The sequence below is a fragment of the Nostoc sp. genome (genome assembly GCF_036917355.1).
Taxonomy (GTDB): Bacteria; Cyanobacteriota; Cyanobacteriia; order Cyanobacteriales; family Nostocaceae; genus Nostoc.
This window is the reverse complement of the sequence record NZ_JBALDP010000083.1, coordinates 124421-146059: the sequence shown is the minus strand read 5'-3', so window position 1 is coordinate 146059 and position 21639 is coordinate 124421. Positions and strand designations below refer to the sequence as shown.

At 41.0% G+C, this 21639-nt stretch carries 7 protein-coding genes; 1 reads left to right on the top strand and 6 read right to left on the bottom strand.

The genetic code is table 11. The features are described from left to right. Nucleotides 1-117: 117 nt before the first annotated feature. From V7K53_RS26335 to V7K53_RS26310, 6 genes are all read right to left on the bottom strand, one after another. A complete protein-coding gene (locus V7K53_RS26335; RefSeq protein ID WP_335200462.1) occupies nt 118-2016 on the bottom strand; it encodes a PAS domain-containing sensor histidine kinase in 1899 nt (632 codons plus the stop codon). Nucleotides 2017-2242: 226 nt separating this feature from the next. Further along, on the bottom strand, nt 2243-8143 hold the full coding sequence (locus V7K53_RS26330) for an AAA family ATPase (RefSeq protein ID WP_335200461.1): 5901 nt from the start codon (nt 8141-8143) through the stop codon (nt 2243-2245). A 158-nt stretch (nt 8144-8301) separates the two neighbouring features. Next, complete coding sequence (locus tag V7K53_RS26325; protein WP_335200502.1) at nt 8302-14157, bottom strand: ATP-binding sensor histidine kinase; 5856 nt, start codon at nt 14155-14157, stop codon at nt 8302-8304. 78 nt (nt 14158-14235) lie between these two features. Next, entirely contained in the window at nt 14236-16044 is a 1809-nt protein-coding gene (locus tag V7K53_RS26320) for a hybrid sensor histidine kinase/response regulator (protein ID WP_335200460.1), read from the bottom strand. A gap of 52 nt (nt 16045-16096) precedes the next feature. Continuing rightward, the gene (locus V7K53_RS26315; protein WP_335200459.1) at nt 16097-18439 is read right to left on the bottom strand and encodes an ATP-binding protein; all 2343 of its coding nucleotides are present in this window, start codon (nt 18437-18439) and stop codon (nt 16097-16099) included. A gap of 125 nt (nt 18440-18564) precedes the next feature. Continuing rightward, the gene (locus tag V7K53_RS26310) at nt 18565-20163 is read right to left on the bottom strand and encodes an ABC transporter substrate-binding protein (protein WP_335200458.1); all 1599 of its coding nucleotides are present in this window, start codon (nt 20161-20163) and stop codon (nt 18565-18567) included. Between the two features lie 371 nt (nt 20164-20534). Between V7K53_RS26310 and V7K53_RS26305 the strand changes: the two genes are divergently transcribed. After that, a complete protein-coding gene (locus V7K53_RS26305) occupies nt 20535-21620 on the top strand; it encodes an ABC transporter substrate-binding protein (protein WP_335200457.1) in 1086 nt (361 codons plus the stop codon). The last annotated feature ends 19 nt before the right edge of the window (nt 21621-21639 follow it).

The window sequence follows — 21639 nt, the reverse complement described above, 5'->3', positions numbered from 1 at the left end:
TGGTATGTTCGTGCTGTAGTAGTGCAACTTTGTGGTTAAAAAGTAAGCAGATAATTCTGATAAATGAATTTAGAGGCTGACAACCATTATTTATTTTCTTTCTTTCGCCTTATTCGGTCAATGCCGAATTGGAATTGTAATTACAAACTCTGTTCCTACTGCTGGTGTTGAATGACATTCCAGTTTACCACCATGTGTTTCTGTAATGATTTGATAACTGATAAACATTCCCATACCTGTTCCCTTACCTACAGGCTTGTTGGTGAAAAACGGATTAAAAACTTGTTTTTGAATCTGTTCTGACATACCTATTCCATTATCAGCGATCGCAATTTTTACCCAACTGGAATCTATCACTGATGTACGAATGGCGATGGTGGGAGCTAACAACCCTGATGTTAAATTGTCTATTCTTAATTGTGCATTCTCAATTGTCCATTCTTCTAAAGCATCAATGGCATTCGCCAATATATTCATAAACACCTGATTGAGTTCTCCGCCATAGCATTCCACTAAAGGTAATGTGCCGTAGTCTTTGATGACTTGAATGGCTGGAAACTTTGTTGTTTCTTGGAAGCGATGTTGCAATACCATTAGAGTACTGTCGATGCTTTCGTGAATATCTACTGCTTTAAACTCGGCTTCATCTATGCGTGAGAAGGTTCGTAACGACAGCACAATCTGACGGATGCGCTGAGTGCCAACTTTCATCGAACTCAATATTCTTGGTACATCTTTCTGGATGTACTCTAGGTCAATTTCCTCACACAAAGCCTGAAATTCCAACTTATTACCAGATTGCTGCTGATGGTGAATTATTCGTAACAGGTCTTGAGTATATTCCTCAAGATAGGTGAGATTACCGTGAATAAAATTAACGGGGTTGTTGATTTCGTGGGCAACTCCAGCCACAAGTTGACCCAAACTAGACATTTTTTCTGCTTGAATCATTTGTGCTTGAGTTTGTCTGAGTTCTTGAAGAGTTTGTGCTAAATTTTCTGTTTGTTGTCGCAATTGGTCTTCCATCTGTTTGCGCTCACTAATATCCCTGGCGACACAAACAACGGTGTTTTCGCTCATGCTGGCAATATTCGCCTCAAACCAAACCTCTTGCTCGCCTATAGGCAAGCTATATTCTACCTTCACAGTTTTTTTAGTTAAGAGTGCTTGTTGAATAGAGTTGAGAAAATAGTCGGCACAAGCAGAGGGTAAAACCTCATGTATTTTTCTGCCCAGCAGTTCCGCAGGAGGTTGGTAGAGTAAGGGCGCACCACTAGGAGCGATTTTTAGGTATCTTCCTTCGGCATCTAAGACAAGAATTACATCCTGCATAGCGTTGAACAAGGCGAGTAATTCTGCTTGCGAGGCTTTGATTAATTCTTCAGCTTGTATGCGACTGCTGATATCGCTAATAGCGCCATGAAGACCAATAATTTCACCGTCTGAGTCGAAAATTGGTGAAGCTACCGATCTCATCCAGCACCAATCTCCATCCTTTTTTAAGTGGCGAAATTCTATTGCGATCCGCTGCCCCTTGGTTTCTACCATTTCTTGGATTTTTCTCTGGGCTAGGGGGAAATCATCAGGATGAAGCAGGGGGGCAAAGGTTTGACCAATTAAGTCTGAAGGTTCCCATCCTAAAACATTTTTATACTGTGGTGAGACATAAGTAAAAAGACCTTGTACTGACATGGAAAAAATCAGGTCGCTGATATTTTCCACGAGTTGGCGATACTTAGCCTCACTCTCAGCCAAAGCAGTTGCCGCCGCTTGGTGATGCTGTCCGCGAATTTTCTTTGCTGATTCTACAAAGGCAGAATTATCTGCCAACTTCGACTGTAATTCTATCAGTTGTAAATCTTGTGGGACTTCATCAGTAACTAATTCCCAAATTTGATGTTGTTCGGCTAACAGCGTAGTTGAGTAAAGGTCTTGCAATGCTTCTAGTTGTTGCAGCAATTGGGCATTTTGCTGACGTAAAAGCAATATCTCTTCATTGATTTTTTCAGTACACATGTTCAACTCCGATTTACTTTACTTAGTGCTGTTTGCGGATAGCTAGGGTTGAGCCAGTCCTGCCTAACTCAGGACTTACGCAAAAATTGCTCAAAAGCTTAATTAATCCAACGACCAACGCGGAGCGTCTCGTAGAGAAGATGTCTTTTATGCATGAACGCTACACGCTCATGTACAGGTGGGGTGACAGAATCTTCTTAGCTAAAGTTGGTCTACTCAGTACTGTTTATTGCCGTACTGGAATTGCGATCGCAAACTCTGTACCTTTTCCTGGGAAGGAGTTGCAGTGTATCGAACCCCCGTGTTTTTCCACAACAATTTGACGGGCGATCGCTAATCCTAAACCCGTTCCTTTTCCTACAGATTTCGTCGTAAATAAATGGTCAAATATCTTTTGTTTGACTGCTTCATTCATGCCATTAGCATTATCAGCAATCGTTATTTTCACTTGATTATCTTGTAATGAGGTTTGAATTGTAATCTTGTTAGGATTTTCTTGGATGTCTGCAAAATTCCGCCCACTATTCGACTCATCTAAGGCATCAATGGCATTAGCTAGGATATTCATAAACACCTGGTTTAATTGCCCAGGAAAACATTCAACTTGAGGCAAAATGCCATAATCGGTTATTACTTCAATTGCTGGACGTTGCTCATTGGCTTTGAGGCGATGTTTGAGAATTAAAATTGTACTTTCAATTCCTTCATGAATTTTAAATGGCACTTTGTAATCTTTATCTGCGCGGGAGAAAGTTCTTAAACTAGTGCTGATATTTTTCAGGCGATCGCACGCCATCACCATTGAATCTATTGCCTTGGGTAAATCTTCTAAACTATAATTTAAGTCAATTTCTTCTGCATGGTCAATAATTTCAACACCCGGATTAGGTAAACTTTCTTGATAAAGTTTCAAGTGTTGCACAACATCAGCAATAGTGGGCTTAGCTTGTTTGAGACTTGCAGCAATAAAGCCCAAAGGATTATTCATTTCATGGGCTACGCCAGCAACTAAATTGCCTAGCGCTGACATTTTCTCACTTTGAACAATTTGTAATTGGGCTTGCTGTAAATCTTCTAAGGCTGTTCCGAGTGCTTGAGATTTTTCTGTAACCGCTGATTCAGCTTGTTTGCGATCGCTAATATTAATAGTTGTTACAACTATGCGATAAACTTTGCCCGTCCGATCTTTTAATGGACTGAGTGTGGTTAACCACCAAGTTTTCTGGTCGTTAAATGTTAGACATTCTTCATAGGTGATGGGTATTCCAGTTTGGAAACAACGCAGATGATTTTGAGATACTGCTGCACCTTCATCACCATGTAAATCTTGCGGAGTTTTACCTAGCACTTGGGAAGCAGGGATACCAACTGCTAATTCGCATGATTTACTCCATCCTGTGTATTCAAACTTACCATTATCCCGGACATCAATCACACAGATCAGACAGCCAACACCTTCGTAAATACTACTGAGAAACTTTTCTCGCTCCTGGAGATGATTATATAATTGGGCATTTTCCAAAGAAATTGCGGCTTGAGTGCAGAGGAAATTTACAACAGAAAGGCGATCGCTAGTAAATACTCCTTGAGTCAGTTGATTTTCTAGGTAAAGAATCCCTACTAAACGCCCTTGATTAATAATCGGGGTACATAATACACTCTGGGGTTGTGTTCGTTGCATATATTCCCCAATCAACCCAATGGTATCTGTTTTGCAATTGTCTATAACAACTGTTTGTTGAGTATTTTTGACGTAATTGATAATTGTTGCGGGAATCTCTTGACAATTAGCGAGTGATTGTGGCTCCAGAATGGTTTGTATTTGGTCATGATTGATAAAGGTAATTGCCCTAACTTGCCAATTATCACCAGACACTTTTTTCAACAAGGGTTCCCCCCGCACGGCAGTGTCCTCATCTTGGGGAAGAATTAATACAGCTTTCTTGGCGCCAGAGTTTTCTAGGATAATGTGGGTCAAGCTGGCAATGAGTTGATCTAATTCCAGAGAACTGGAGATAACTTGAGCGGCTTTGAGGACAGAGGTAAAATCTAATGTCTGGGAAATACTAGTGCTGCCAGTGGTAGAAGTGCGAGTAGATGAAGAAGTGCTGCGAAAGCTAATAGTTTCTAAGGTATTGAAGTTGATTCGTTGCTGTTGCAGAATTGATTGGAGTAGTTGGGGATAGCGTTTTTCTAGGTCTTCTATTTTGGCTTTTGCGCCCCAACGAGCGTAACAGTAGTATGCTTCTTGCATATATGCTTGGGCAACTCTTTCTTTACCCCAATCGAGATAAAATTTGGCTAGTAGTTCATTGCTAAGTGCTTCTTCTTGGATGTAGCCGTTGGCTTTAGCTAGAGTTATGGCGCGATCGTAATTTTCCAGTGCTTCTGCTTTATTGCCCAAAACTCTTTGTTTTTCAGCCTCAACTAAATGCCATTTATGCAGATGATTTGTGGGAGCATTTTGCGCACAACGGTACAGAGTGGTTTGATGGATTTCCACCTGGGCAAGAATTACGGAAAGTTCAATTTCTGGCTGGGTGGAAAATAGAGCTAGGTGCGTCAGGGCTGCGTAGAAATGGGAAATCGGAACAAAAATCAATCCTGATACTGCAAGTAAATACTTCTCCCCTTCCTCAATGTAAGCGATCGCAGCTTTGTAATCACCAAAAGAATAGGCAAGCAACTGTTTGTAGATATACAACTCAGCCATCACCGTGAGTTCATTAGCCTGACGATGTTTGGCAATCATCACCGTTTCATCGTAGATACTGCCGCTCAAACAATCGGGCTGAATTTGGGTTTCCCTAAAGTTCTGTGCTGCCTGCCGCATAATACTCACATAAGTCTGGGCAGAATGTTGCTTCGCCTGAGTTAAGGCGGCGTTGTAACTTACGATATCTAACTCCAAATTGCTAAGTTCAGAGCCACTCCAAAAGACGGCATAGCTGTAACAACATACGTTATAGCCAGCGTGTAAAAAATCGCCAGTTTCCATACCAGAGGTAAAACCAGCTTTCAGCAACGGTATTGTTGCTGAGAGAGCTTCTTGGTGATGCTGAATAAAGCCACCAAACAACATAGAAATTATGGATTTGAATTCCCGTAGATTGAACCGATCTAGCAAATTCAATGCCAATTGCCCAAAACCGTAGCCCCCTTCAACCTCTCCCAAAAAGGCACATAGCACCATTCCGTGCAGCGCATACCCCACCGTGGAGGCAGGCGTATTCCCAAACTTAAGCGATAGGCTGACCATTGTGGAGCTAATTAGGGGCAATAAACCCGGCATTCCTTGAAAAACAGGTGCAAACAACATTCCTAACAGTTGCATGGCTGCCTGTGCTTGGGGATCGGTCATCGCTGGTAAGTCAGCTAGTTCCTCAATTTGTTTGTCTGCAAGTTGACTAGCAAGGACTTGTAAAGCTTTACCAATCTCAGCATTGTTTGGCTCAATGGGTAGCTCAACTCCCAATTGCTTTAAGGCATCTCTGCCAACTGCGATCGCTTCTAATAGTCTGCTTTGGGCAGTCTGGGCAGCAATTTGAATTTCGTAAATTTTAACTTTATCTAAAATCGTCTGGGCTGATTGCAACACCTGCGCCGCTATCTGTTCCATGCCATCAAAGTCAGCATTTAAGTAGGCGGCTTCGGCGGCGGCAACATAGAGACTCAGGGTCAATTCATATCGATCTTGCCAGCAATTCCCTGTGAGTAGCTCAATCCCAGTTTGTAAATAGGCTCTGGCAGCAGCATAAGCAGTAGAATTTTTAGCTTTACCTCCTGCTGCTAAGTTAAGTCGAGCCAAGGCTTCTCGTTCGTTTGATTGGGCGATCAACTCTTGCCCTAAATTCAAATGTCCAACAATATCAAACAGTTTTTCTTCATGTTCTATTTGAGAGGAATTTTGTAGAAGTAATTGACCAATTTTGAGATGAGTTGCTTGTTTCTGGTTATCAGGAATTAGAGAATAGGCAGCTTGTTGTACTCTGTCATGTAAAAATCTATATTTGGCTAATTGTTTATTGGTATTCCTATTTGACAGCGCCAAGCGATCGTGATTTTCTCCCTGATAAAATTTATAAACATCACTAATTGGTAAAATCAACCCTTCTTGTAAAGCTTTCCATAAACTAGCAGCTGTTTCAATTTCTGATGATTCCCAAACAATCGCCAAAGTTGCTAAATCAAATTGATTACCAATACAAGCGGCTAACTGCAATACATTTTGAGTTGATTGAGGCAGTCTTCGTAATTGAAATACCATGAACTTAACAACATCATCTGTCACCGCTTGCTGATTTATTTGGGTGATATCACATTGCCATCCTCCCGTAGCCTCCCCTTGGTAAGGGGGGGTTGGGGGGGTGAATTCAATTAATCCATCTTGGTGTAATGCCTTGAGGAACTGTATGGCAAAAAACGGATTACCTTGAGTTTTCTGAAATACCAATTGAGAAACAGGTAATGCCGAATCTTTTGTACATTTAAGTGTGTCAGCAACTAATTGATTGACTTGCGATTGGCTTAGAGGCGCTAAAGTAATCGTATTAATTGTAGCTGCTGTTTTTTGGATATCATTCAAAGTCAATATTAATGGATGTGCTAAATTGACTTCGTTATCACGATAAGCACCAATTAAGAAAAGATGTTTTGTATCAGCCATTAATAACTGTATTAACATCAACGATGCTGAATCTGCCCATTGTAAATCATCTAAAAACATCACTAATGGATGTTTTTCACTGGTAAAGACTTGGGTAAATTTCTGAAATAATAAATTAAACCGATTTTGGGCAGCAGTTCCTGATAATTCTGTAGCAGGTGGTTGTTGACCAATAATTCTTTCTAATTCGGGGATGACTTCAATAATCACCTGTCCATTATCACCTACAGCCGCTAAAATATTGGTTTTAAATTGCTGAATTTGAGCATGGCTTTCGGTTAATAATTGCCCCATTAAATCACGGAAAGCTTGCACAAAAGCGCTAAAGGGAATATTTCGTTGAAATTGGTCATATTTCCCTTTGATAAAATAACCGCGTTTTTTGACGATTGGTTTCTGAACTTCGTTAACTACAACGGTTTTACCAATACCCGAAAAACCAGCCACCAGCATCATTTCTGTCGCACCTGTACTAACTCGCTCAAATGCTTGTAGGAGAGTTTCTACTTCTGTTTCTCGTCCATAAAGTTTATCAGGGATAATAAAGCGATCGCACAGATCCCGTTGAGCAATTGGGAAATGCTTAATTTCACCAGTTTCTTGGAGTTGAGATAAACAAGTTTCTAAATCAAATTTCAGTCCCAATGCACTCTGATAGCGGTCTTCAGCATTTTTTGCCATCAATTTCATGACAATATCTGACAACACTTGCGGAATCTCGCCACTTTTAACTTCCTGAAGGGATAGTGGAAGTTTTGCTAGATGACAATGTACCAACTCCATCGGATCGTTTGAATGAAACGGTAACTCACCCGTAAGTAGTTCATAAAAAGTGACACCTAAAGAATAGAAATCAGTCCGGTAGTCAATCCCCCGATTCATTCTTCCTGTTTGTTCGGGAGAAATATAACCAAGTGTCCCTTCCAAAACATTGGGATTCATCAGTGTTTGAGTTTCCCGTGGTAGTAGGGATGCAATACTAAAGTCAATTAATTTAACTTGTTTGGTTTCTGGATTAATTAAAACATTGGCGGGTTTGATATCTTTATGAATAATCCGATCGCGATACAATATATCTAAGGTGTTGCACAGTGCGATCGCAATTTCTAAAAACTCCATCAAAGATTCTAGGTTTCGCCCAACTTTCCACTCCCCACTCCTTAATCCCCAATCCTTGAGAGAAATCCCCCCAAAGTCTTCCATTACCAACGCATAACCATTTTGATACGGTTCTAGGCTATAGGTTTGGACGATCAGAGGTGAGTTGAGATTTTTCGCTATGGTGTACTGATTACGAAACGACAAAAGTTCGCTGAAACTCGGATAAGGATTTTTCAGCAACTTAATCACTACGGGTAATGAGTCAGTCTCTCGATACCCTCGATAAACGATGGTTCTAGAACCATTGTAGAGTTCTTCGCTAACCTTATATCCGGGAATATTGACTCTCGTACTAACCATACTGCTAAATCTTTAAGACTCCAGATATAGTGTTCCCAGATATAAAGCGAACCCGTCGCTCCACAACTTGAAATTTTCAGGATTTAGAGTCAAAGAAAATCGGCGCTAATCCCATCCCTTCTCTACGAGACGCGGTGCGAACAAAGAGTGTCCGAGATTCATACCGGAATTTCAATCGTAAATTCTGTACCCTGACCCAGAACTGAGTTAAAACTTAATTTTCCACCGTGGGTTTCTTCAACGATTTGACGAGCGATCGCGAGTCCCAATCCTGTGCCTTTACCAACAGCTTTCGTAGTAAATAAATGGTCAAATATTTTTTGTTTAACTTCTTCGCTCATCCCCTTGCCATTATCAGTAATGGAAACTTTAATTAGATTATTTTCGACTGAGGTTGTAATTGTAATGCAGTTAGGATTGGCTTTAATTTCTTCAAAGCTGAGTCCATGATTAGATTCATCTAATGCATCAATAGCATTAGCAAAAATATTCATAAATACCTGATTTAATTGACCGGGGAAACATTCTACTTGAGGTAAATTACCGTAGTTTGCAACAACTTCAATCGCCGGACGTTGTTCATTGGCCTTGAGACGATGTTTGAGAATTAGAATAGTACTATCAATGCCTTCGTGGATATTAAAAGGTACTTTGTAGTCTTGATCGGCACGAGAGAAAGTTCTCAAACTGGTGCTGATGTTCTTTAGTCTGTCACACGCCATAGACATAGAATCAATCATCTTGGGTAAGTCTTCTAAGCTATAATCCAAGTCGATTTCTTCGGCATGATCTTCGATTTTATCGCTTTTGTTGGGTAAACTTTCTTGATATAGTCTGAGATGTTCAACAATATCAGCGATAGTAGGTTTCGCTTGTTTGAGACTAGCAGCAATAAAACCAAGGGGATTATTCATTTCGTGAGCTACACCAGCAACTAAGTTGCCTAGTGCAGACATTTTCTCAGTTTGCACCATTTGTAATTGTGCTTGTTGCAGGTTTTGTACAGCAGTTTCTAGCTCTTGTGCTTTTTCTTGAAGTTGGACTTCGGCAACTTTGCGTTCGCGTAGCGCAGCTTGTTGTTCTGTAATATCATCTGCTAGGGAAGCAACTCCGATTAACTCGCCATCTGCATTTACAAGCGGATTGTTATACCAAGCGCAAATGATAATTTTACCATCCTTTGTCACATTTTCATTGATACTGTAATTGCCGCCCTCCTGCGATATAATTTCGACGCTGACTCGCTCCATTTCTGCTTGAATCTTTTGAGGAATGATGAATTTGAATCCACAACCCAAAGCCTCTTGTTTGCTGTAGCCAAAGATTCTTTCTGCGGCTGGATTCCAGTCAGTAACTTGATAATTGGTATCCCACTCTATAACTGCTAATGGAGTTTGCTGAACCAATAACTGGAGTCGTTGCTGGGATGCTTGAAAGACAGACTGGGCGGTGCTTAACTCCTCAAGCGATCGCTCTAGCTGTTGGGAATACTCTAGCGATCGCTCATAAAGTCGGGCATTTTCCAAAGAAATTGCCGCTTGAGCGCACAGCAAGTTGAGCAGTTCGACGCGATCTTTTGTGAACGCCCCCGTTGCTAGATTATTTTCTAGATATAAAATGCCCATCAACTTACCTTGATGCAAAATCGGGGTACACAAGATACTTTTGGGCTGCTGACGGATGATATAGGGGTCATTGGCTAAGGTGCGATCGGCACTTGCATTCACCAGCACAGCAGTTTGCTTGTCATGCTTGACTTTGTAAATCAGTCTGTGGGGAATGTCCTGGCTATCTTCAATGGGAATACGCTGCAAGACAATTGGCTTTGAACCTGTGGTAATTGACCCTTTGATTAACAGGCGATCGTCTCGCAAGAGCATTAACACGCATTTATCAGCCCCCGCATTTTCGATGACGATCGTCATCAACGATGAAAGTAGATTTTCCAGTTCGATTTCACCGGAAATAGTATGAGAAGCTTTGAGAATAGTAGCTAAATCTAAAGCCACAGAAACATTACTACTGGATATAGCTGAACTGGTGGAGGTGACACTACCCAATGTGAACAGAGTTTCGTGAGTGGAGAGAGGAGAACGGGTTTGCTCTAATATAGGTGTAAGTAGTTGCGGATAGCGAGCTTCTAGGTCAACGACTTTGGCTTTTGCACCCCAACGAGCATAGGCATAGTAGGCTGCAATCGTGTATTCCCCAGCTATGCGCTCTTTGCCCCAATCTAGGTAGAATTTTGCTGCCAGTTCGTTAGCAAGTGCTTCTTCTTGGGTATATTCGTTGGCTTTGGCTAGAGTTATCGCCTTGTCGTAAAACTCAATTGCTTCGGCTTTTTGTCCTAACACTCGACATTTTTCCGCCGCTACCAAATCAACTTTATGTTGATAATTCATAGGTGCATGATCCGCCCATTGCTGTAACTTGGTTTGATTTTCTATGACACCCTGTAATGCTTCTGATGTTTCATCTAACTGTGGATTTAATTGTGCCAGAGTTAGCAGAGAATCATAAAGATAAAATACTGGTTCGCTGACTAATCCCGCACCAGCCATAAAATAGCGCCTGACTTCAATAGCATGATTTTTCGCTGGCTCAATTTCTCCAAACAAGAAACAAAGCATTAGTTTATACAAATGGAAAATATATAATCCATATCCATCTTTGGCAGACTGTAGCTGCTGGAGAAATTCTGTTTCTTCAAGGGCTTTCCCAGACAAAAGGGTGGTATGTTCTGCAAAACCTAGTAGATTTAAAACTGGTTGCCAATAAATCCGGCAATAATTTGCGGTTGTCAATTGATTTAATTGCATCAAACTATGGCAGTAGGCGCTGATATCCTGCTCTAAGGTAGACAGAGATTGATTACACCAAAAAGAATTGAGACAAAAAGTGTGCCCATTATATCCAGCCATTACCAGGTTTCCAAATTCTAGGGCAGAGGTGTAACCCTCTTGCAAGAGTGGTAGTGTTTCTTTAATGTGAGATTTACGGTGTACAACAAATATCCCCAAGATCATCAAAACATCTGTTTTACTTGCTTTGGCATCGAGTTTTGAAATAATCTGGAGTCCCAGGGAACCAAATTGCGATCCTGTATCTATGGCTTGGAAAAAATTGCAGAGAATACTGCCATAGGTCGCATAGCCTAAAGCAGAAGTTGATGTGTTACCGTACTGAATTGAGAGTTGAACAGACAAACTATTCAGCAATGGGTACAGCGCAGAGCCAGTGAGGTAAGCTGCTGGGATTATGATATTGACAATCTTAAGAGTAGCGAGTTTTTCTGCATCCCTCATCTCAGGCAAGTTAACCAAATCGGCAATTTCCCTATCTCCAATGAGTTCCTTAATCTCTTGGATTTTCTGTTGAATATCTGATGGTGCGGGTGTTTCAGGAAAGGTAACGCCAAGCTGTTGTAAGACTTGTTGGCCGATCGCGATCGCTGAAGTTAATTTACTTTGGGAAATATGAGATTGAATTCTAATACAGTAAACATTGACCTGTTCAGGTAAGGAGCGTGCCTGTTGAATCACAATATCAATGAGCTTTTCCATCGCCTCAAAGTTACCGTTTAGCATTGCTACTTCCGCAGCTAATTCATATAAGGCGAGGGTCATTTCATACTGCTGCTGCCAAGTATTTTCTTCCAACAAAAACAATCCTACTGTCACATATTCACTCGCCGCTTGATAGGCAGTTGAAGTTTTAGCTTTGCGGCAGGCAATTAAATTGAGTCCAGCTAATTCTTCTCGTTGAATTGGTTGGGTAATTAAAGCAGTTCCGTGATTTAATTGATTGACGATATCAAAAATACGGTCAACTCTAGCTTGTGCGGAAATCTGTTGTAGAAGCAGTTGTCCGATTTGGTAATGAGTCGTTTGTTTTTGGTCATCGGGAATTAGGGAATAGGCTGCTTGTTGAACGCGATCGTGCAAAAATTTGTAGGTAACATTTTGAGACTTTTCTGGTGTAACGGCTTGACTTTCTGCCCCTACATAAAATTTATAAACATCACCGAGCGGTAAAATCAAACCTTCTTGCAATGCTTTCCATAAATTGGCTGCGGTTTCTACTTCTGAGTGTTCTGAAACAATTGCTAATGTTGTTAGATCGAACTGATTGCTAATACAAGCGGCTAACTTCAGAATATCCTGGGTTGCTAAGGGTAACTTCTCTAACTGCAACGCCATAAATTCTACGACATCATCGGTCAAGGCTTGTTGATTAATTTTGGACAGATCGCATTGCCAACAGCCTAACTCCAAGTTAAATTGAATGAGATTTTCTTCGTGTAGGGCTTTGAGAAATTGGGTGGCAAAAAATGGGTTGCCTTTAGTTTTTTGATAGACTAATTGTGAAAGAGGTAATGCCAAATTTTCTGTACTTTTTAGGGTATCAGCGACTAATTGATTGATTTGGAATTGACTCAGGGGTGTTAAAGTAATAGTATTAATGGCTGCTTGGTTTTTTTGAATTTCGCTCAAAGTCAGCATTAATGGATGGGCTGGATTGACTTCGTTATCCCGATAAGCACCAATGATGAAAAGATGACCTGTATCAGCCATTAATAGCTGCATCAACTTTAATGATGCTGAATCAGCCCATTGTAAATCATCTAAAAACATCACTAATGGATGTTCGGCGCTAGTAAAGACTTGGGTGAATTTTTGAAACAATAAATTAAAGCGATTTTGGGCTGCTGTTCCTGATAATTCTACTGCTGGTGGTTGTTCACCAATGATTTTTTCTAATTCGGGAATGACTTCAATAATTACCTGACCATTCTCTCCAACAGTTTCTAATATTTGATTTTTCCATTGTTCTAGTTGGACATCACTTTCGGTTAACAATTGCCCCATTAAATCCCGGAATGCTTGCACAAAAGCAGAGAAGGGAATATTGCGTTGAAATTGGTCATATTTCCCTTTGATAAAATAACCACGTTGCCGAACAATTGGTTTATGAACTTCGTTGACAACGGCGGTTTTCCCAATACCCGAAAAACCTGCTACCAGCATCATTTCTGTTGCACCAAGACTGACTCGCTCAAATGCTTGCAGTAAAGTTTCTGCTTCGGTTTCTCGTCCGTAGAGTTTGTCGGGGATGATGAAGCGATCGCATACATCCCGTTGTGCGATCTCAAAACTTTGAATTTCACTATCAACTTGTAACTGATATAAACATTTTTCTAAATCCAATTTCAGTCCCAAGGCACTTTGATATCTGTCTTCCGCATTTTTTGCTATCAGTTTCATCACGATATCGCACAAAACTTGCGGAATTTTTATTTCCTTTATTTCACTTAAATTCGGTGGGTTTTTGGCAATATGACAATGGACTAACTCCATCGGATCTTTGGATTCAAAAGGTAACTTTCCTGCCAGTAATTCGTATAAAGTTACTCCCAAAGAATAAAAATCACTTCGATAGTCAATCCCCCGATTCATTCGACCAGTTTGTTCCGGGGAAATATAAGCGAGTGTCCCTTCTAATCCATTGGGATTTATTAAAGTTTGTGTTTCTCGTGGTAGTAAAGATGCAATACTAAAGTCGATTAATTTAATTTGTTTGGTTTCGAGATTAATTAAAATATTGGCAGGTTTGATATCTTTATGAATAATCCGCTCTCGGTAGAGTACATCTAAGGTATTGCAGAGTGCGATCGCAATTTCTAAAAACTCCTGTAGAGATTGCCCCCTTCCCTTAACTTCCCAATCCTTGAGAGAAATCCCCCCAAAGTCTTCCATCACCAGCGCATAGCCATTTTGGTATGCTTGGAGGCTGTAGGTTTGGACAATCAGAGGAGAGTTGAGATTCTTGGTAATGGTGTACTGATTCCGAAACGACAAGAGTTCGTTAAAATCTGGATATGGATTTTTCAGCAGTTTAATGGCTACAGGTAATGAGTCAGCCTCTCGATACCCTCGATAAACTACGGTTCTGGAACCATTGTAGAGTTCTTCGCTGATGCGATATCCGGGAATATTGACAAGAGTGCTAACCATATATACTGCTAAATCCTTAAGATTTCCAGGTTTAGTATTCCCAGATATCTGAAGCGTGTTTAACATTAAATACAAAACTTATACTGGGATTTCAATGATAAATTCTGTACCTTCACCCATAACTGAGTTAAAACTCAATTTTCCGCCGTGAGTTGATTCGACAATTTGACGAGCGATCGCCAATCCCAATCCTGTACCTTTACCAACCGCTTTTGTCGTAAATAAATGGTCAAATATTTTTGATTTTATTTGTTCATTCATTCCCTTACCATTATCTTTAATTGTAATAATTAATTTTTGTTGGTTTTCACTAATTTTAGTAATGATTGTGATGCAATTGGGATTAGTTTTTATCTCTTCAAAACTACGTCCAATATTTGACTCTTCCAAAGCATCAATAGCATTTGCTAGAATGTTCATAAATACCTGATTCAACTGCCCAGCAAAGCATTCTACTAATGGTAACTGACCATATTCTTTGATAACTTGAATTTCTGGGTGAGTTTCTGAAGCTTTGAGGCGATGTTTGAGAATCAGGATAGTGCTGTCGATGCCATCATGAATGTTACAAGCAATGGGGCGATCGCTATCAGCACGAGAGAAGGTTCGTAAAGAAGTACTAATATCCCGAATTCGCTTCACCCCTTCTTCCATAGAACCCACTAACTTTGGTAAGTCTTCGCGGATATAATCGAGGTCAATTGCTTCGATTTCACCTTTAATTATTTCATTGGGATGAGAATATTCCTGTTGATACAAATCAATTAAGCCAAATATATCCTTGATATAATCTAAAGCGGGTTGAATATTTCCCCCCAGGAAGCCAACAGGGTTATTAATTTCATGTGCCACCCCCGCTACAAGGTTTCCCAGTGCTGACATTTTTTCACTTTGCACCAATTGCACTTGAGTGCCTTGAAGTTCTGCTAGTGCTTCTTCTAAATTTTGTTTTTGTTGTTTGAGTTCTTCTTGTGCCAGTTGACGTTCGGTAATGTCTTCTGTCACTAATAAAATGCCAAATACATTTCCCTTCGCATCGCGTAAAGGCATCTTGCTCGTATCCAACCAAATTTGCTGACCATCCGACCGTTGCCATTGTTCAATTATATGGAGTTCTGCTTGTCCAGACTCCATGACGCGGCGATCGCACACACGATACCAATCGGATTCTTCTTTGCTTATCAGTAAGTCATAATCATTTTTACCCACAATTTCATCAGGCGAACTTAAGTTTAGTACATTAGCCAAACTTTGATTACAGCCCAAATAAACTGAATTGATATCTTTCCAGGCTACCCAGTGGGGAATAGTATCAAATACTAAGCGCATCAATTGTTGAGTTTGTTTGAGGGTTTCAATCGATGCAAATAATTCCTGGTTTCGTTCAGTAACTCGTTGCTCTAGTTGCTGGGTGAGTTGTTGCAGTTCTGTATTTCTAGCTTCAAGAGACTGGCTCAATTGGTTAAGCTTTAAGTGAGTTCGCACCCGTGCTAAAACTTCACTTTGTTGAAACGGTTTGGTAATGTAGTCAATGGCTCCAAGTTCAAAGCCTGTGACTTTATTCACCGATTCAGAAAGGGCCGTAATAAAGATAATCGGAATATTTTGGGTTTTCAGATTGGCTTTAATGTGCTGACAGGTTTCAAAGCCATTCATCCCCGGCATCATCACATCCAGTAAAATCAAAGACACTGGAGTATGTTCTAATTGTTGTAGCGCACTTTCACCACTAGTGGCGATCGCAACTTCAAAACCCGCTTGGGCTAAGGTGTCTGAAAGCACCTTTAAGTTATTTGGCACATCATCGATAATAAGGATAATGCCATTATCAAACGGGTTTGTAACAGCATTGTTAAATGCAATGGAATTTTCAAAAAATGCCGTCATAGCGAAAATGGTAATGAGATAACAAAGGATTTATCAGACTGGAACTAGTGGATTAACTTTTAAGATTGGGAAGATACTGTTCAAGTAATGTTCGGATTTTTTCAGTTTGGAAATTATCTGCATACTCACGTACTGCTTTAACAAATGGTTGGTACTCCCGATCTGTTTTTTCCAAAGTTTTTAGCTGTTGCTCGATTGCCATCAAGCGTCCCTGCAACGTCAATGTGTGCAACTGCGACAAAACCTCCTCGGTTGGGGGAACAATCTCATCTGGGGTGGATGAAGATATTGCCTCTGAATTGGCTGTTATTGGCTCCACAGCAATAGAGTTTTGCTGATAAATCCATTTCAGATTCAGAAATTTTTCCAGCAACTTCAGCAGCGCTGGAGCTTCTATAGGCTTAGGTAAAAACGCATCGGCTCCAGCTGCGATACTCTCATTTTGGTTACTTTCAAATACACTAGCTGAAGAGGCGATCGCTGGAACATTCTGCAACTCAGGAATCTGTCGCAACTGTCGCAGCATCTCGCAACCATCCATTTCTGGCATCATCAAGTCTGTAATAATCAGGTCAGGATGAATCTCCTTGGCCTTGTCCAATCCTTCTCGACCATTGCTGACATCAATCACTGCAAAACCCAAAGGTTCCAGTAGACTAACTAAAACCGAGCGATTTTCCCAACGGTCATCGACTACCAGCACCTGGCGCTTGCTACCTTCAAATCCAACAATCTTGCCTTGTTTAGTTGTTTGCAGACTTACTACCCATTCTTGAGCTTCGGGAAGTTCGACCTCAAACCAAAAGGTGCTACCTTTGCCAATTTGGCTGTCTACATTTAGGGTACTACCCATCAGAGAAACGATTTGCAGACTGATTGCTAGTCCTAGTCCAGTTCCTTCTCCTTGTTTTTTCACATCACCCACTTGTTCAAAGGGTTGGAAGATTTTCGTGAGTCCGATTGGCGATATCCCAACCCCTGTATCTTCGACCTCAAAGCGAATTTGATAGGTTGCAGTTTCCAGTTTGTGAGTTTTAACACCTCGGCTTCGCTCGGTGTTAAAGTTGAGCGAAGCCGAAGCTTTAACGCGAAACGTAACTCCACCTTCGTCAGTAAACTTAATCGCATTGCCCAATAAGTTAATCAACACTTGGCGTAGGCGTTTTTCATCGACTCTAATGCCTACAGGTAAATTAGAATCGGGTTGATAGGTAAAAGAAATTCCTTTTTGACCAGCACGCATATGCATCATCTCTGCAATGCCTTCCAAAAGTGCTGGGAAATTCACATCACTAGGATATAATTCCAACTTTCGGGCTTCGATTTTGGCGAGGTCAAGGATATCATTAATCAGATTGAGCAAATGATTGCCGCACTGATAGATGATATCTACACCTTTTTTAGCTTGTTTTGTTAAGGGTTCACCATTTTGAAGAATTTGGGCATAGCCCAGGATGCCATTGAGCGGAGTTCGCAATTCATGGCTCATATTAGCGAGGAACTCACTCTTGGCAACGTTTGCAGTATCGGCTTTCTCTTTTGCCTCTGCTAGTTGTAGTGTCCGTTCTTCTACCTTTTGTTCTAAGGTGGCAAAGGAGGTTTGCAACTGTTTGGCCATGCTGTTAAAAGATGCGGAGAGTTCTCCAAGCTCATCGGTGCGGTTACTTGCTAGAGTCGCATTCCAATTCCCTGTTTCTAATTGCTTGGCGGCACTATTGAGTTGTAATATTGGTAGAACTACTAGCGATCGCGATAGCCAACGCACTAAAAATACAGTCAATAACAACACAGCCAAAAAAGTTACCAAAGCAAATGCCGCTACCAAATATTCCTGACGGATCACAGAACTTGCATCCAATTCAACCACCAAGAATCCATTCACCCGACCCTGGAGATTGGTAATTGGAGCATAACCGGCAAGAATAGTTTCGCCATTTGCAGTTTTGTGAAATTCCCGATCGACAAACGGTGTATTTTGAGCAACGGCTATATACAAATCATCTAATGGCTTTGTGTAATCCATGCCAGTCAATACAGTTTTGTCTCGGTCGGCAGGGTCATAGTTTAAGACATAGACAAATTTCTTATTTGGTTGTTCGCGTACCGTGTAAATACGCAGAATATCTTTACTAGTTGCTTGAATAGCTACAAGTCTATCGTGATTGATTTTGTAAAAGGCTGAAGTGCGGTCGCTTGGTTTAGCAATCAATCCATGATAATCGCTATCTATTTGTGGAACTGCCAAACTGACAATCACCAAGAGACGATTACGGATTGCCTGCCGTTGGCTAGAGTACAACTGCCAGTACATTCCCGAAGCAATTGTCCCTGCCATCATCGCGATTAGCACTGAATAAGAAGCAATAATTTTTGTGCTGAGGTTCCAATTTCGCACGCTCTGTGGCTCCGTTTACAGCCCCAAACTACTGAGACGGGCAGTGCATTGTTAGTCACTTCCAATGTTATTTTTGCCCAATTATTTCTAGGATGCCCGTTTCATCTGTTAAATGAACAGTTGGATTAAGGATTGGAGATTTCTCTGGCTGTCGTATTTATGGGGTTTAGCCCAAGGGTGGCACGGTAAGCGGCGCGTTGAGACTCCAGCCCTACTTTGTTAGTAATCTGTTCCCATCTTTGTTCAATCTGCTGCATTGCCTGCTCGGTTGTAATTTTGTTCCCTAAGAACTTAGATACAACGTCATCAAGAACTTCAAATTGATATTGTTGATTATGGGGAATGGTCAAACTCAAAACCATATTGGGACTATTCAAGCTGATGCCGAGCGCTGCGAGATAGTTGTTGGCTGCTTCAGACGACATCCCAGATTTAATCCAGGGATCTGAGTTTTTAAATTGCGAAATTCGGTAGGGGTTGAAGCCCGTTGCCCCAATCGTCACATCCACGTTAGCCTGAGCGGGTTGACTCATGTAAGAGAAAAATGCATAAGCGGCATCCTTCACTTTTGGTGCTGCCTTGGCATGAATTACACTTGTCCAACCGATATTGGCAGCGTAGGGTGCATGATTGACACCATCAATGGCGTAAGGACAGCTAAACTTATCGCAGGCAACCAGTTTGTTAGTCTTGCGATCGAGCACTTGAGTAGTGCCTGGAGTGATGACAGCCCCTACTTTATCCATCACTTTAGACACGGATTGATCGATGGCTAAGGGTCCAACATCGCCCCAATCAATGGTCAAGGCGCACCTGCCAGTAATAAATAATTCTCTAGCTTTGGAATTACCTAGATTCTTATCCTGGGGAATTCCATAGTCCATCGCTTGTTTATAAATATCCAGTGCTTTGGCAAAAGCGGGATTGTTCACCAGAGGCTTCATTGTGTCTGGGTCAAAAAATGTCCCTTGTGCGGTTCCCTGAGATTGCAAAAAAGGAGTGGCAATGGATATCAACAGGCTTGTGTTACTATCAGCAGCGCCCTTGGACATACAAGAGCCATAGTCTTTTTTACCATCACCGTTCAAGTCTTTGCCGTGAAACTGTTTAGCGATCGCCAGATACTCATCCCAGTTTGTCGGAGGCGTTAACCCCGCTTGCTTTAACAAATCAGTGCGGTAATAAACCATGTGAAAGTCCCCATCCAACGGAATACTGTAGATGCGTCCTTTATAAGTCGCACTAAAATTCCGAAAGATCGGTGCAATATCTTCCCACTGTATGGCTGCATCAGATTTGACTCGCGCCGTTAAATCTTCCACAAAGCCAGCATCGATAAAGTCAATCTGCCATGAAGGTAAAATAACTGCCATATCGTACTTTGAAGCACTGCTAGACCAGTCCTTTTGCAGTATGTTATATAAATTTTGAAAAGGAACACCCATCACATTGACCTTCGCTCCAGTCAAGGCTTCAAACCCAGCAATCCGTCTCTTAGTACCTGTACGAACGGTTTCATCTTGAGTGATAACGTTAATTGTTACACCGTCAAAGCGTTGTGGAGTTTGCTTGATCTGGGTGGGCTGGGGTGCTACAGAGGTTTGAGAACTGGGTGGGGAAAAACTGCAACCTGGAACCCCTAAGCTCAACCAGAGGGCGGCCACAAAAATCAGGCAATATCGAACTCGCTGCCATTGAGAGCGAAAGTTTTGCCAATTAGACATTTTATAATTCCGCCAAATCTTGAGAATTTACAGATTGATTGTTCCCAGATATCTTAATTTTTCTATTACGCTTGGATTAAGCTTTATTCTTTGGGATGCAACCCTGTGATTTTTGCTAGTACAGAAGTGCAGTTCAGCTTGCCACAGTAAATTTCCTTGATAATTTAGCGATCGCTCGTTCGCTTTGTTAATTTTTATAACTCAAGCTTGATTAAAAACCGTGCCTAACACTAGCTAACAGGAGTAACTTATTAACAGTTGCACAGATAGATAGACTTAAGTTAATCTTTAAACTACCTATGGGCACTCCAATTAAAGGCATATTTAGAATCAATCGGTAAGAATACAAAAAATGATTAACTATTAACTTAATGACTAACAGACGCCAATTTTTAAAAGGGGTGGCAGCACTTTCTAGCTTATCTTTAGGTGGTTGTGGCTGGAGGCTAGCTGAAGTACGTGCTAATTCTAATACGAATGGTCAGCGCGACCAACTTTATATCTTTACCTGGACGCAATATACTGACAACCAATTATTGAAAACTTTTAGCGCTCAAACTGGCATAAAAGTGTTGGCAGATGTCTATGATTCCAATGATGTCATGCTGGCTAAATTGCAAGCTGGAGGCGGTGGCACCTACAGCATCATCAACCCATCTGATTACATGGTACAGAAGATGGTAGATAAAGGTTTGCTAACAGAAATAAATCACGATCGCTTAATCGGTCTAGAGAATTTATTTCCCCGGTTTCAAAATCCTAGTTATGACCCCAATAACCGCTACAGTATCCCTTTTAACTGGGGTACGACAGGTTTCCTTTACAATTCCGAAAAAATCAAAGATGCACCACAAGACTGGGATTACCTTTGGCAAAATCAAGAGCAACTTAATCAACGGATGACTTTGCTCAATGATGTTCGAGAAGTCATGGGTGCAACGTTACGGATGCTCGGTTATTCTTACAACTCAAAAAATGAACAAGAAATCAAACAAGCTTATGAAAAATTGAAGGTTTTAAAACCTGCGATCGCCCGTTTTGACACCGACGCTTGGCAAAATCAAATTCTCGCAGGAGATTTACTACTGGCGATGTGTTATTCAGCAGATGCAGTCAAAATCTCTCAAGAAAATCCTAAACTCAAATATGTAATTCCTCGCAGTGGTTCTTCATTATGGACAGACACTATTGTAATTCCCAAAACAGCCCCTAACCAAGCTGGAGCTTATGCTTGGATTAACATGATTTTGCAACCAGAAATAGCATCCCAAATTACTCAACGTCTAAATATTTCTACGCCGAATAGCGCCGGATTTGAGCAATTACCAAAAACAATCCAAAACAACACTAATTTATTTCCGCCAGAGTCACTATTAAAAAATTGTGAACGTGTTACACCTGTAGGAGAATTTGAAGAGGTTTACGATCGTTATTGGACTCAATTAACTAGCAGTTAAAAGAGTTAGGAGTTAGGAG

What these genes read in the sequence shown, in the direction of transcription:
- V7K53_RS26305 (WP_335200457.1), top strand. Translation starts at nt 20,535, where the DNA reads ATGACTAACAGACGCCAATTTTTAAAAGGGGTGGCAGCACTTTCTAGC.
- V7K53_RS26320 (WP_335200460.1), bottom strand. Translation starts at nt 16,044, where the DNA reads ATGACGGCATTTTTTGAAAATTCCATTGCATTTAACAATGCTGTTACA.
- V7K53_RS26330 (WP_335200461.1), bottom strand. Translation starts at nt 8,143, where the DNA reads ATGGTTAGTACGAGAGTCAATATTCCCGGATATAAGGTTAGCGAAGAA.
- V7K53_RS26310 (WP_335200458.1), bottom strand. Translation starts at nt 20,163, where the DNA reads ATGTCTAATTGGCAAAACTTTCGCTCTCAATGGCAGCGAGTTCGATAT.
- V7K53_RS26325 (WP_335200502.1), bottom strand. Translation starts at nt 14,157, where the DNA reads ATGGTTAGCACTCTTGTCAATATTCCCGGATATCGCATCAGCGAAGAA.
- V7K53_RS26335 (WP_335200462.1), bottom strand. Translation starts at nt 2,016, where the DNA reads ATGTGTACTGAAAAAATCAATGAAGAGATATTGCTTTTACGTCAGCAA.